This is a genomic window from Streptomyces sp. NPDC056948, assembly GCF_042674225.1.
GTDB classification, from domain to species: domain Bacteria; phylum Actinomycetota; class Actinomycetes; order Streptomycetales; family Streptomycetaceae; genus Streptomyces; species Streptomyces purpurascens.
The window spans coordinates 1-12,607 of the sequence record NZ_JBHUQX010000278.1 but is presented as its reverse complement, the minus strand read 5'-3'; the positions used below and the strand labels follow the sequence as shown (position 1 = coordinate 12,607).

Below are 12,607 nucleotides of genomic sequence, written 5' to 3'. Positions count from 1 at the left end.
GGCGGCGCGCCCGGCCCCGGCGGTTACCCCGGCCCCGGCGGCCCTCCCGGACCTGGTGGGCCTCCTGGCCCCGGCGGCCCCTCCGGTCCTGGTGGTCCCCCCGGACCGCCCGGATTCGGTGCCGACCCCTCCCGGCCGTTCCCGCCGCCGCCCGGCCCCGGCGGACCTGGTGGTCCCGGCGGACCCGGTGGCCCCGGTGCGCCCGGCGCTCCGCAGGCCTTCCAGCAGTCCGGCCCGCCGGCCCCGCCCGGATACCCGCAGGAGACCCAGCGGCCGCCGCAGCAGGGCGGTCCGTTCGGCGGCGGTGAGGACGACTGGGTGATCTCCCCGCCGACCACCGGCCCGGGCGGCCCTGGTGGTCCTGGCGGCCCTGGTGGTCCTGGCGGCCCCGGTGCCGGTCAGGGCGGCTACGGCTTCCCCCCGCCCGGCGCGACGCAGGCCCCGCCCGGTCCCGGCCAGGGCGGTGGCTACGGCTACCCGCAGCCCGGCGCCACCCAGGCCCCTCCCGGCCCCGGCGGCTTCCCGCAGCAGCCCCAGGCTCCGCAGGGACCGGCGACCTGGACCGCGACCATCGGCCCGGACCGCGACTACTTCATGGCGATGATGCAGCGCTCCGGCCCCGAGGCCGCGGGCCTGAACCTGCCCGCGTACTCGCCCGAGCAGCAGCGCACGCTCACCGGCAACCAGCTCACGATCGGCCGCCGTCGGCACTCCACCGGCGACACCCCCGACGTCGACCTGGCGGTGCCGCCGGAGGACCCGGGCGTCTCGCACCAGCACGCGGTGCTGGTCCAGCAGCCGGACGGCAGCTGGGCGGTCGTCGACCAGAACTCGACGAACGGCACGACGGTCAACGGCTCGGACGAACCGATCCAGCCGTTCGTCCCCGTCCCGCTGCAGGACGGCGACCGGGTGCACGTGGGCGCCTGGACGACGATCACGATCCGCCGGGGCTGATCCCCACCGGGCTCAGGAGGGGAGGGGCCAGGCGTACGGCCCCTCCGGGTCGTCCAGCCAGGCCCACTCGTGGTCGCCGCTGACCGTGATGCCGTAGCGCTCCCGCTGCGGCATGCCCTCCTGCTCCCACAGCGCGTGCGCCTCCTGCGGGTCGAGGCTGCCGCGGGTCAGGGTCAGCAGGAAGCGGAACAGGTCGTCCTCCCTGGCCCTGCGCGGCACCCCGCCCAACTGCGCGGGTTCACCCCAGGGCCGGCTCACGCCGCGCAGCGGCACGAAGTAGGCGGGCGTGTGCAGGAACCGGCCCTCGGCATGCCCGGCGTCGCTCACCGTGAGCACGATCAGGCCGGTGCCGAGCGGCATGAGGATCCGGCCGCCGGGACGGCTCTGCGCGAGCCAGGCGCGTGGCACGGTGCTCAGGGCGCAGGTGGCGATGATCCGGTCGAACGGCGCACGCTCGGGCACGCCCCGGGCGCCGTCGCCGGTGACGACGACCGGGTGGTACCCGGCCGCGGCCAGGTGCCGGCGGGCCGACTCGGTGATCTCCGGGTCGAGGTCGACGGTGGTGACCTTGTCGTCGCCCAGCCGGTGGGCGAGCAGCGCGGCGTTGTAGCCGGTGCCGGCGCCGATCTCCAGGACCGCGTTCCCGTCCCTCACGCACAGCGCGGCCAGCATGTCCGCCATCAGGGAGGGCTGGCTGCTGGAGGAGAGCAGTTCGCCGTCGCGCAGCCGCGTCGCCAGCGGGGTGTCCTCGTAGGCACCGCGCACCCACCGCTCACGCGCCCGAGGGTCGGGGCTCTCGCCCCAGCGTCGTTCGAAGCCGCCGGCGACGCCGACGTAGTAGTACGGCACGAAGAGATGGCGCGGGACCGCCGCGAACGCCTCGCGCCACACCGGGTCGGCGGCCCAGGCCCCGCTCGCGTCGATCCGGCGCACCAACGCCGCCCGTGCGGAGGCGGCGAGTCCGTCCGGTTCCCTGTCGGGAGCATGCCCGCCCATACCCCCACAGTAAGGGCAGCGGGGGGTAGTCCTAGGCCTTGAGTCCTATGTCCCCGCGTCTGAGAGCATGGAGGGCGTGAATGAGATTCGGCGCGGCACGCTTCAGGAGCAGACCTTCTACGAGCAGGTCGGCGGGGAGGAGACCTTCCGTCGGCTCGTTCACCGTTTCTACGAGGGAGTCGCCGAGGACCCGCTGCTGCGGCCCATGTACCCCGAGGAGGACCTGGGCCCGGCCGAGGAGCGCCTGGTGCTGTTCCTCAGCCAGTACTGGGGCGGCCCGACGACGTACAGCGACAACCGCGGCCATCCCCGCCTGCGGATGCGGCACGCGCCCTTCACGGTCGACCGTGCGGCGCACGACGCCTGGCTGAAGCACATGCGGGTCGCCGTCGACGAACTCGGGCTGTCCGAGGAGCACGAGCACACGCTGTGGAACTACCTGACGTACGCGGCGGCCTCGATGGTGAACGCGCCGGGCTGACCGGCGGGAGGGGGGCGGTGGTCAGCGGACGCTGACGTCCAGCGCCCCGAGCCCGGCGCGCCGTACGGCGATCGACCCGTACGGCGTGCGCAGCCTCAGCCACGCGCCCGACGAGAACAGCCCCAGCGGCACCCCCGGCCGCAGGAAGCCGAGCGACTGCGCGGCGTGCACGACCCGCACGGGGAGGCCGGTGTCGCCGACCGTACGGGACCAGATGTCCCGCCCGATCCGGTCCAGCTCGGCCCTGGTGCGCCCCTCGGACGGCAACTCCTGCGTACGGGACCGGAACTCGGTGACCACGGCGGCGACCAGGGACCGCAGGGCGTCCGGCGCCGGCAGCCCCGGCTCGGGCCGCCAGCCGCCGCGCGGCGGCAGCACGCCCGCCCACGGAGGCCCGGTCACCGCGCCGGGAACGGTGGCCGTGGCGGCCGTCTCGTCCACCGACTCCAGCAGTTCACCGGCGGACACGGTCACGTCCAGCGTGACGTCCAGACCGTTCTCGTACGGCTTCGCCAGCCGCACCGCGCGCACGGCCAGCACCTCGAAGGACGGCGGCCGTCCGAAGACGGCCAGTGCGGTGCCCGCGGCCTGCAGGCGCACCGCGGCTCCACGGTCGTAGTGGAGCAGCCGGGAGAGGAAGGCCGCGAGATCCGCCGCCTCCCCCTCGTCGACGAGGTGCAGAACCGTCATGCGGCGACGGCCTCCTCCTCCGCGTCATCCGTGTACTCCTGGAGGAACTCCCGTTCCTCCGCGGTGATCCGGCGCGGGCGCTGTGTCTCGAAGTCGAACGGCACGACCACCGTCGAGGCCCGGACATAGACCACGTCGTCGTCCTTCACCTCGTAGGTGATGGTGAACGACGCGGCCCTGATCTGGGTGATCCACAGCTCGATGTCCACCGGGTGGTGCCGGTGGACGAGCTGCCGCTTGTAGTCGATCTCATGGCGTGCCACCACGGACCCCTGCTGGAAATCCTTCTCCGGCCGGAAGAGGAAGTCGATGCGGGCTTCCTCCAGGTAGCGCACGAAGACCGCGTTGTTGACATGGCCGTACGCGTCCATGTCCGACCAACGCAGCGGGCAGCGGTAGATGTGCCGCAAGATCGATCAGCCCCGGGTCAGCTTCTTGTAGGTGGCGCGGTGCGGACGGGTGGCGTCCGGGCCGAGCCGCTCGATCTTGTGCTTCTCGTACGACTCGAAGTTGCCCTCGAACCAGAACCACTTGGACTCGCCCTCGTAGGCGAGGATGTGCGTGGCGACGCGGTCCAGGAACCACCGGTCGTGGGACACGACCACGGCGCAGCCGGGGAACTCGAGCAGCGCGTTCTCCAGGCTGCTCAGGGTCTCGACGTCGAGGTCGTTGGTCGGCTCGTCGAGGAGCAGCAGGTTGCCGCCCTGCTTGAGGGTGAGCGCGAGGTTCAGCCGGTTGCGCTCACCGCCGGAGAGCACGCCGGCCGGCTTCTGCTGGTCCGGGCCCTTGAAGCCGAAGGCGGAGACGTAGGCACGGCTCGGCATCTCGACCTGGCCGACATTGATGTAGTCGAGCTCGTCGGAGACCACGGCCCACAGGGTCTTCTTCGGGTCGATGTTCTCGCGGCTCTGGTCGACGTACGAGATCTTGACGGTGTCGCCGACCTTGATGGAACCGGCGTCCGGCTCCTCCAGGCCCTGGATCATCTTGAACAGGGTCGTCTTACCGGCGCCGTTCGGGCCGATGATGCCGACGATGCCGTTCCGCGGCAGCGTGAAGCTGAGGTCGTCGATGAGGACCTTCTCGCCGAAGGCCTTGCTGAGGTTGTTGATCTCGACGACGACACTGCCCAGACGCGGGCCCGGCGGGATCTGGATCTCCTCGAAGTCCAGCTTCCGCATCTTCTCGGCCTCGGCGGCCATCTCCTCGTAGCGGGCCAGACGCGCCTTGGACTTGACCTGACGTCCCTTGGCGTTGGACCGCACCCACTCGAGCTCTTCCTTCAGACGCTTCTGCCGCTTGGCGTCCTTCTGGCCCTCGACCTTGAGGCGGGCGGCCTTGGTCTCCAGGTACTTCGAGTAGTTGCCCTCGTAGGGGTAGAGGCGGCCGCGGTCGATCTCGCAGATCCACTGGGCGACGTTGTCGAGGAAGTAGCGATCGTGGGTGACCGCGACGACGGTGCCCGGGTACTTGGCCAGGTGCTGCTCCAGCCAGTTCACCGACTCGGCGTCGAGGTGGTTGGTGGGCTCGTCGAGCAGCAGCAGGTCGGGCTGCTCCAGCAGCAGCTTGCACAGCGCGACGCGGCGGCGCTCACCACCGGACAGGTTGGTGACGGGCGAGTCTCCGGGCGGGCAGCCCAGCGCGTCCATGGCCTGCTCGAGCTGCGCCTCGAGGTCCCAGGCGTTGGCGTGGTCGAGCTCCTCCTGGAGCTTGCCCATCTCGTCCATGAGCGCGTCGGTGTAGTCGGTCGCCATCTGCTCGGCGATCTCGTTGAACCGGTCGAGCTTGCCCTTGACCTCGGCGACACCCTCCTGGACGTTCTCCAGGACGGTCTTGTCCTCGGTCAGCGGCGGCTCCTGGAGCAGGATGCCGACGGTGTAACCGGGGGTGAGGAAGGCGTCACCGTTGGACGGCTGCTCCAGACCCGCCATGATCTTCAGGATCGTCGACTTGCCGGCGCCGTTCGGGCCGACGACGCCGATCTTCGCTCCCGGGTAGAAGCTCGTCGTCACGTCGTCGAGGATCACCTTGTCGCCGTGCGCTTTGCGCGCCTTGCGCATGGTGTAAATGAACTCAGCCAAGAGAAACCGTCCGGCAGCTTGAAACTGGCAGGTGGGCAGATACACCCCATCTTGCCGCAACGCCAGCGCTGGGTGGTAACCCGTTTGGGCGGGGGGCGCTGACCTGGGGTTTCGTGGGTTCGTTATCTGAGGTCGATCATCCGTACCGGTTGGCCGGTGGCACGAGCGATGGTCTCGAAGTCCCGGTCGTGGTGCAGCAGCGTGAGTCTGGCCTCTTCGGCGGCGGCGGCCAGGAGGAGATCGACCGGCCCCGCGCTGCGGTGCTCGCCCTTGGCGGTGAGCTGCTCCTGGACGACGCGGGAGCGGCGGAAGATGCCGTCCGGCATGGGGCACCAGGTGTAGTGGGCGTCGAGCGCCGCCTTCAACCGCGCACGGTCCGCCGCCGAACGGGCCGAGTAGAGGACCTCGAGTTCGGTGATGTCGCAGATCGCGACGAGGCCGGCGGCGATCCTGTCGTCCCACTCGGCCGTGTTCTGGCCCAGCAGGACGCGGGCGAGTGCGGAGGTGTCGATGAGGTAGTCGGCGACGCTCACGGCCGGTACTTGCTCTTGTCGAGGAGGAGGTCCATGTCCAGCGCGCCGTCGGCCACCAGCTCACGGGCCTCTTCGAGCGAGCGCAGCCGCCGGTAGCGGGCGGTGACCTCCCGCAGGGCGGTGTTGATGGTGTCTCGCTTGGTGGTGGTGCCGAGTTCCGCGGCGGCGGCTTCCAGGGCCTCGTCGTCGAGATCGATGACTGTGCGGCTCATGGTGACCTCCTCGTGAATACGGTGACGTATATCAGTATACAAGATCAATTGTATCTGTCGGGGTGGGGCTTCTGCGGGCTGTGGACAGCGGCATGGCGCGGGGGCGAGTAACGCTGAAAGGGCCTCTGCTCGATCACCTCGTCATTACCGGGGCGCACCGCAACGCCAAGCCCTCGGCGTAGGTCGCCCTGCGCCGGCACCTGGATGCCATCGAGTCCTCCCCACGGTCGGCGAGGTCACCGCGATCGGCTCGGAGTGCGTTTGGGCCTCGTCCTGGAGCAGGGGTCACGTGGGAGTATCCGGGCGTGGAGATCATGGCCGGCCTGCGGCTGATACTTGGCTCGCTCGCGAAAGCGGACGGCGTCTTCGGCCGTGTTGAACGAGCTGATGCCGGCACCGTTGAAGAGCATGTCTATGGCCTCGTTCTCGAGGCGCAGGAAGCCTGGGCGTCCTACGCGGCGGCGGGCGCGCAGGGGCCGACCTCGCCTGCCGAGGTCGGCGAGGCATTGAAGAGAACCACTGAGGAACAGGCCGTGGCTGTCATGACCTATCTGTCTGCGGAGGATCTGGTCTTCCCGGGCCGGATGCGTCGTGACCCTGAGCATGCGCGTCGTGCTGCCGAGCGAGTGGTGAGGTTGTTGGGGTGCGGCGCCGTCTGGTGGACGAACATCGAACCGTTCGATCACGGTCATGAGTGGAACCCGGTGACCCGGCACACCTTTGACGGGGTAGTCGCCGGCGTGGGCAATGGTGCTGTTGTTGCTCTGCTCCAGGTGGGCGAAGACTGATGTGGGGAAGCTGCGGACCTGAGCGCCGCTTTAGGAGTTCGATGTTCCCCCGCCGTGGTTGCGGCCCACGTCACGTACCGGTGCCCTGCGTGGCTGCCGATGGTCACCGTCGTCCGTGCTCGTTGATGTCAGCGTTGGATGTCGCCGGAACAGCCCCGGGACTGGGCAGACCTCCAATGGGTCGTCCGGCCGGTCTGCCCAGCTCCACCAGACATGCCCATCGGTACACCTCCACAGCGACCGGCAGGTCCGCCGGCCGTCGTCCTCCCGCTCGGAGAGCACCAGGCCGCCGGACTTGATGAGTTGGCTGCACTCGGGACAGCCCGGGGCATCGTTGGTCATGCGGCGCACCCTAGTGGAGCGACCTGTTCGTCCCGAAGCAAGTAGGACGAGTCGTTGGGCTTGGGTTGGTGTGCCTGTGGCCTGTGCTGATGGTCCACAGGCGTCCGGACTTGTCCGCCGTCGTCCGCTGGCGTTGTCACGCAGTTAACCACTCATCGCTGCTGCGTTCGGGTGAAGCTGTGGCAGCGGAGCATCTGACCCGTAGCTCCACAGAGATCAGCTAGTGCTCTGACCGCGTAGATTCGCCGGGTTGGTCACGCCTCAGTGGCGAGGGGGCGTCCGCCCCAGCGGATGCCTTTCTCACTGCGGATGCGGGCGCGTTCCCTGCGTTCGGCGGCCAGGACGTCGCGGTGGCGGGTGTTGGCGTTGCGCCAGCGCAGGTAGGCGTGCAGGGCCCGGGTCTGCACTGGGTGGTTGGGATAGTTCGAGTTGGCGATGGTGAACTGCCTCAGCGGCCCGAAGTGCGCCTCGATGGGGTTCGCCCAGGAGGCGTAGGTCGGGGTGAAGCACAACTCGACCTTGTTCCTCCGGGCCCAGCGGCGGATGTCGGCGCCCTTGTGGGCGGACAGGTTGTCGAGGATCACGTAGATCGGTGCGCCGTCGGGCCGTGCGGCGCGGATCGACTTTAGTGCGGCCAGCGTGTTCCTCGCGCCTTTCCTGCGGCGGTTGACGCCCCACAGGCTGTCGTCGCCGACCGAGTAGCAGCCATGGAAGTACCGCACCCCGTGGGTGCGGTGGTAGGTGGCGGGCACCCGGTCGGGATGTCCTTGTTCGGCCCAGCCCGAGCCCGCGGCGGGCCGGATCCCGAGCGGCCCGAACTCGTCGAAGGCGAACACGCGGTCGGGGAAGCGGTGAAGGACCTCCTCGATCCGGTCCAGCTTCGCCTCACGGTCCGGGTCGGGGGATTCCTTCCAGGTCTTGGTGCGCTGGAAGGTGACGCCGCGGCGGGCGAGCAGGCACCGTAACGCCTCGCGGCCGATACGGATCACCCGGCCGTGCACTTTCCGCAGGTAGGCGACCAGCTTGCGCAGTGACCAGCGGGTGAACGGTTGGCCGAGCTTGACCGGGCGGGTGGTGGCCGTTGCGATGACGAAGTCCTCGTCGTCATCGCTGAGTTGGCGGGGACGGCCTCTCGCCCACCGAGGGTCCAGGCAGGCCAGGCCGATCTCGTTGAAGCGATGGATCACATCGCGGACGGTGTCCTCATCGGCCTGCACCAGCTGGGCGATCACCGGCACTCGGTTCCCGCCGGCCGAGGCCAGCAGCATCATCGCCCGCCGGTAACGCACCGAGCTGGTGCTGCCCCGACGCACGATCTGCTGCAGCTTCTGCCCCTCCTGGTCAGTCAGTCTGCGTACACGGACAGGCTCGGCCACCGCACCTCCAGCGGTCGGATCGGACGTCACCCCACATCCAACCGCCACGACCACCAACCCGGTCACAGCACTAGCAGCCCATATGCGTCTTCACGACCAGAGCGCGGCGCGACAGCGTGCTGTTCTCCGTCCTTGCCCACGATTGGAGGCATCAGTGACACTCCGATCAGAGCGTGTGTATTTGATCGGCTCTCCAGACTCGCCTTTGGTGAAATCGGTTGGAGCGACAATCCCGAGCGTCGCCTCCGCGACCTGCAGGCAGGGTCACCTGTCCTTCTCCAACTAATCGCCGTCTCTTGAAACCTTGACCCCGTGCGGCTCCCTTACCGCCGCACCCCCGTACGCGTCCTGGAATCCGGAGTGACGACAGGCGGCGCTGCGGGCGTTGGCGGGCCGCCATCATCGGTGCTGGCCGGGATCGCCGCAGCATCACCGCGTATCAGTTGGGGTGCCGGTAAGAACTCTGTTACCGACCCTGATGGTCAATCCGGCGATCCTGCGCAGTGCGGACAGGTCCGGCGCGACCCCGTCGAGGTGCTCGATGGTGAGCTCGGTGAGCGAGGGGAAGACCCGCGCGAGATCCTCGGTGGAGCCGCAGCTGCGCACCCTCCTCAGGGTCAGACGGCGTATCCCCGGCAGAGTTCTGGGTTCCACGGGCTTGCCCGTGACGAGCATCTGTTCGTCGAACTCCGACAGGCCGAACGGGACCGGGAGCCTCAGCGAGTCGATGGCGAAGTCGAGGCTGCTCAGAGCCGGGGCGCGCGAGGCCGCCAGGAGCACTGAGAGGGCGTCGCAGTCGTCCTGCACGACGAGTTCGCGCAGGGCGGGCCATTCCGACAGGTCGTTGATCACGGTGGTCTTCCGGCTCGCCACCGTGAGCTTCTCGACCGTCGGGTGCCCGGAGGGCAGGGGGATGTTGCTGTCGAGGAGGGGGCCCACCACCGACAGGGAGGTCAGCTGGTCGAGTCGCCGCAGATGGGCCAGCTCGGACTTCTCGATCTCGAAGAGCTCCAGGTCGAGCAAGTCGAGCGGCAGTCCCTTGAGTGCGGACAGCTTCCTGACCCGCGGGCAGCCCGACAGCGACAGAGAGGACAGCCCGGACAGTTTGCGGACGAAGGAGAGATCGTCCAGCAGGGAGTTGCCGAACACGATGAGCTGCCGAATGCCGCTGTGCGGCAGAATCCTCGCGAGTTCAGCATTGCTGGCGTGCAGATCGAGGGCCACCAGGCCGGTGGGACCGCAGTGCCGCAACGCCGCCGCCATGGCGGCGGTGACCACGGTCACCATCTCGTTCTCCAGCGACATGTGCGAGAGGACCTCACGCGCGTAGTCCTCCTCCGGGTAGCGCGGCCACGCGTCGATCAGCAGGCGACGGACGGCGGGTGAGGGGTGATGGGCGAACCGGCGCAGCAGCGGCAGGGAGGCGGCACCGCCGATGTCGCGGGCCAGCTCGACGACGGCCATGGCCTCGGTGTCGTCCAGTTCCTCCGGGCCGGGCGCCAGATCGAGGACGTAGTAGCCGAGTGAGGCGAGCTTGGCGGCCGCGGTGGCGTCGGAGGGCGGGAGCAGCGAACGGATACGGTGCGCGATCCGCTCCCGCACCTCCTCCTCCAGCACCACCGCGCTCAGCGCGCACCGGGCCGCCAGCACATGGATGTCGCCCCGCGTCCGCGGGTCCACGGCGGTGTCGCCCCTGTCGATCAGCCCCTCGATGAGCCTGCGGACCTCGCCTCGGTTGCAGTGGCCCACGGCCAGCAGGGTGATGTCCTGCCACTCCTCCTTGTCCGCGTTCCGCAGCAGCTCGCCCAGGCCGTCGCTCTCCTGGATCTCCTTCGCCGCCAGATAGTCCTGGAAGGTGCGGTGGATGAACTGCACGGCGCTCTCGCTGCGTTCCTGGAGCAGCCCGCTGCGGTTGAGCAGATGCGTCAGTACGGCCTCCGGGGAGCCCTGGTTGCGTACCTGCGGCATGCCGCGCATGGCGAGTTCGATCTGGTGCAGTGCCTGCGCGGGGCTGAACTCGGCGTATCCGCCGCGGGCCAGCCAGGCCGCGACCCGCTGGAGCAGTTGCTGGTGCTCCTCGACCCCGAGGACGATGCCCTCCGGTGCGCCGACCCTGCGCAGCGTGTCGCGGCTGCCCAGCAGCATGGTGAGCGAGGCATTGTAGAGCGACCAGCGGGTCTCCGGCAGGAAGCCCCTCCGGCGCCGGTGCAGCGCGCAGACGACGGCTGCCAGCAGGGGGCTGCGGGAGAGGCGGAGCAGGGTCGGATTGCGGGCCAGCTCCTGTTCCAGACCGCGTTCCAGGTCGCGGAGGGTCTGGTCCTCGATGGCGGCTCGGTGGGTGTCGCGGAAACCCGCGCACTCGAGGCGGGCGGCGGCATGCCAGGCACGGGAGAAGGCCAGAACGTCCTCGTCGCGCATGGGCAGCAGCCGCAGTTCCTCGAAGTTCTCGGCGCTAAGCCAGTCGGCGGCCACCGCGAGGGGGCGCACGGTGACGAGGCAGCGGTTGTGCGGGTACATCACCAGCAGGTCGGTCAGACGGCGCCGGGCCTCCTCCCGGTCGGCCGACGGAACCTCGTCCATGCCGTCGACGAGGAGAAGGGCCCGGCCCGCCTCCAGGACGCGACGGGCCCACCCTTCAGGGACCCCGTCGATCTGCAGCTCGGCGACCGTGGCGAGCTCATGGGGCTTGGGGAAGGCCATGCCCCGGGCCGGCAGGCTGCGCATGGGGACGACGAAGGGCACCAGGTGGTTCAGTTCGGCGAGCTCGTGACCGAGCGCACCGCTGGCGGCGTGCGAGGCGAGCCACCACACCAGGGTGGTCTTGCCGGCTCCGGCCTCGCCGCGCAGCACGGTCCGCGGGCGGTCGGCGAGGAGTTCGTTGATCCGGCGTGGTGCGGCGACCGACCGGTTCACGGCGGCGTTCTCGCGTGTCCCCGGCGCGGAGATCGCCTCCAGGCTCAGATACGCCGTGTCGAGGTCCCAGTTGGTCTCCGTGGTGCCCAGTTCGTCGATGCCGAAGATCTCGATCTTGCGGTAGCGGGCGCGCAGGGCGTGTGCGTAATGACGTTCGAACTGCTCGTCGCGGCTGTGGTCGCCGGGTGTCACCGACTCCACGACCGGCGGGATGTGGCCCGGTTCGGCTCCCGCCACATGGTGGGGGAAGCCCGATGCCCGGAGCACCTGCTCCACCGGGACCGCCTCGACGCGTCGGTGTCCGCGTCCCTGCGGTACCTGGGTGACCACGCCGATCAGCACCGCGCCGGCGAACACGGGCGCACCGGACAGCCCGGCCAGGGGTAATTCGCCGGGCGCGGGGTCGGCCACCGGCGCCCGGTCGAACTCGACGACGAGCGTGGATCTGATCCGTCCCGCCATGGGCAGCACGGTGCCCGTGAGCTGGTCGTACTCCAGATGACCGGTGGGGCCGAACCGCTGCACGGCGGGAAAGCCAACGACCTGGCAGCCCGGCAGCGGGTCGGGCGCGCCGAGGGCGCCCCAGCGCAGCCTGGGCAGCTCCCATCGCTCGGGGTCCACCAGCTCCTCGCCGGTCAGCAGCAGGGCCACGTCGCTGTCGTCGTCCCGCCAGATGGTGCGTGCGGGCAGGGGCTGTTCGCTCTGCGGATGGACGACGCGGATCCACTCCCGGTCCCACAGCACATGCGCACTGGTCAGCACGAGCCGGGGAGTCAGCATGACGCCGGTGCCCTGCGAGCCGGCCAGGATCGCGACGGTCCGGTCGACCGCCGAACGCAGCATCACGGCGCGGGACGGGCGCCACGGCCGAAGGTGTCGGCGCTGCCCTCTGACTCGTTGCGGATCTTCAGCGGTGCGCCGCTGCGGGCGTCCAGCGCCCGCAGGGTGAAGGAGACCTTGTGGGTACGGGTGTTGCCGTACGCGGCGTCCGCGGTCGCGTCGACGACCCAGGCCCGGACCTTCGATCCGGCCTTGGCCTCCTTGCGGATCTCGACGGTGAACTCCATCTGGATGTCCCCCACTTCGAAGACGACGTCCTGCCCCGTGGAGCGCCGTGCCGCTGTCAGCAGCTCGTCGCGGATGCTCTGCACGGCATCCGCGAGCTCGATGTGGGGGTCGTTCGAAGTGCCCATGGAGTTTCCCTCCCGTAATGCGTCATGGGGCCGGTACCCGAAGGT

Annotated in this window: 12 protein-coding genes; 3 read left to right on the top strand and 9 right to left on the bottom strand. The window is 69.8% G+C overall.

What is annotated here, in order from left to right; translation table 11 throughout:
- On the top strand, positions 1–957 hold a 957-nt coding region (locus tag ACFTZL_RS29885; protein WP_382588779.1), incomplete at its 5' end, for an FHA domain-containing protein.
- A 12-nt stretch (positions 958–969) separates the two neighbouring features.
- Here ACFTZL_RS29885 and ACFTZL_RS29880 read toward each other — a convergent pair.
- On the bottom strand, positions 970–1,953 hold the full coding sequence (locus ACFTZL_RS29880) for a methyltransferase domain-containing protein (RefSeq protein ID WP_382588777.1): 984 nt from the start codon (positions 1,951–1,953) through the stop codon (positions 970–972).
- Between the two features lie 67 nt (positions 1,954–2,020).
- Here ACFTZL_RS29880 and ACFTZL_RS29875 point away from each other — a divergent pair, with 67 nt between their 5' ends.
- Positions 2,021–2,434, top strand: a complete 414-nt coding sequence (locus ACFTZL_RS29875; RefSeq protein WP_382588775.1) for a globin — start codon at positions 2,021–2,023, stop codon at positions 2,432–2,434.
- A 21-nt stretch (positions 2,435–2,455) separates the two neighbouring features.
- Here the strand turns inward: ACFTZL_RS29875 and ACFTZL_RS29870 are convergent, their stop codons facing one another.
- From ACFTZL_RS29870 to ACFTZL_RS29850, 5 genes are all read right to left on the bottom strand, one after another.
- Positions 2,456–3,124 carry a hypothetical protein gene (locus ACFTZL_RS29870; RefSeq protein ID WP_382588773.1) on the bottom strand — a complete coding sequence of 223 codons (669 nt, stop codon included), beginning with the start codon at positions 3,122–3,124 and terminating at the stop codon, positions 2,456–2,458.
- The gene (locus ACFTZL_RS29865) at positions 3,121–3,534 is read right to left on the bottom strand and encodes an acyl-CoA thioesterase (protein ID WP_382588771.1); all 414 of its coding nucleotides are present in this window, start codon (positions 3,532–3,534) and stop codon (positions 3,121–3,123) included. Before ACFTZL_RS29865 ends, ACFTZL_RS29870 begins: the two co-directional genes overlap by 4 nt.
- A gap of 6 nt (positions 3,535–3,540) precedes the next feature.
- Positions 3,541–5,205, bottom strand: coding sequence for an energy-dependent translational throttle protein EttA (gene ettA / locus ACFTZL_RS29860; RefSeq protein WP_382588769.1), 1,665 nt, complete (start codon positions 5,203–5,205; stop codon positions 3,541–3,543).
- Between the two features lie 122 nt (positions 5,206–5,327).
- On the bottom strand, positions 5,328–5,738 hold the full coding sequence (locus ACFTZL_RS29855) for a PIN domain nuclease (RefSeq protein WP_382588767.1): 411 nt from the start codon (positions 5,736–5,738) through the stop codon (positions 5,328–5,330).
- Positions 5,735–5,950, bottom strand: a complete 216-nt coding sequence (locus ACFTZL_RS29850) for a type II toxin-antitoxin system VapB family antitoxin (RefSeq protein ID WP_382588766.1) — start codon at positions 5,948–5,950, stop codon at positions 5,735–5,737. The genes ACFTZL_RS29855 and ACFTZL_RS29850 overlap by 4 nt, the downstream gene beginning before the upstream one ends.
- A 305-nt stretch (positions 5,951–6,255) precedes the next feature.
- Here ACFTZL_RS29850 and ACFTZL_RS29845 point away from each other — a divergent pair, with 305 nt between their 5' ends.
- Positions 6,256–6,738 (top strand): hypothetical protein, encoded by a 483-nt coding sequence (locus ACFTZL_RS29845; RefSeq protein WP_382588764.1) that lies wholly within the window; start codon positions 6,256–6,258, stop codon positions 6,736–6,738.
- Between the two features lie 596 nt (positions 6,739–7,334).
- Here ACFTZL_RS29845 and ACFTZL_RS29840 read toward each other — a convergent pair.
- The 3 genes from ACFTZL_RS29840 to ACFTZL_RS29830 form a co-directional block, all read right to left on the bottom strand.
- Positions 7,335–8,456: an IS630 family transposase gene (locus tag ACFTZL_RS29840; protein ID WP_382588762.1), complete on the bottom strand. Its 1,122-nt coding sequence runs from the start codon at positions 8,454–8,456 to the stop codon at positions 7,335–7,337.
- A 429-nt stretch (positions 8,457–8,885) separates the two neighbouring features.
- On the bottom strand, positions 8,886–12,212 hold the full coding sequence (locus tag ACFTZL_RS29835; protein WP_382588760.1) for an NACHT domain-containing protein: 3,327 nt from the start codon (positions 12,210–12,212) through the stop codon (positions 8,886–8,888).
- The gene (locus ACFTZL_RS29830; RefSeq protein WP_382588758.1) at positions 12,212–12,562 is read right to left on the bottom strand and encodes a trypco2 family protein; all 351 of its coding nucleotides are present in this window, start codon (positions 12,560–12,562) and stop codon (positions 12,212–12,214) included. The genes ACFTZL_RS29835 and ACFTZL_RS29830 overlap by 1 nt, the downstream gene beginning before the upstream one ends.
- Positions 12,563–12,607 lie beyond the last annotated feature (45 nt).

Coding starts and splice junctions, on each gene's coding strand:
- ACFTZL_RS29875 (WP_382588775.1), top strand. CDS start 2,021: ATGGAGGGCGTGAATGAGATTCGGCGCGGCACGCTTCAGGAGCAGACC.
- ACFTZL_RS29850 (WP_382588766.1), bottom strand. CDS start 5,950: ATGAGCCGCACAGTCATCGATCTCGACGACGAGGCCCTGGAAGCCGCC.
- ACFTZL_RS29880 (WP_382588777.1), bottom strand. CDS start 1,953: ATGGGCGGGCATGCTCCCGACAGGGAACCGGACGGACTCGCCGCCTCC.
- ACFTZL_RS29835 (WP_382588760.1), bottom strand. CDS start 12,212: ATGCTGCGTTCGGCGGTCGACCGGACCGTCGCGATCCTGGCCGGCTCG.
- ACFTZL_RS29870 (WP_382588773.1), bottom strand. CDS start 3,124: ATGACGGTTCTGCACCTCGTCGACGAGGGGGAGGCGGCGGATCTCGCG.
- ACFTZL_RS29830 (WP_382588758.1), bottom strand. CDS start 12,562: ATGGGCACTTCGAACGACCCCCACATCGAGCTCGCGGATGCCGTGCAG.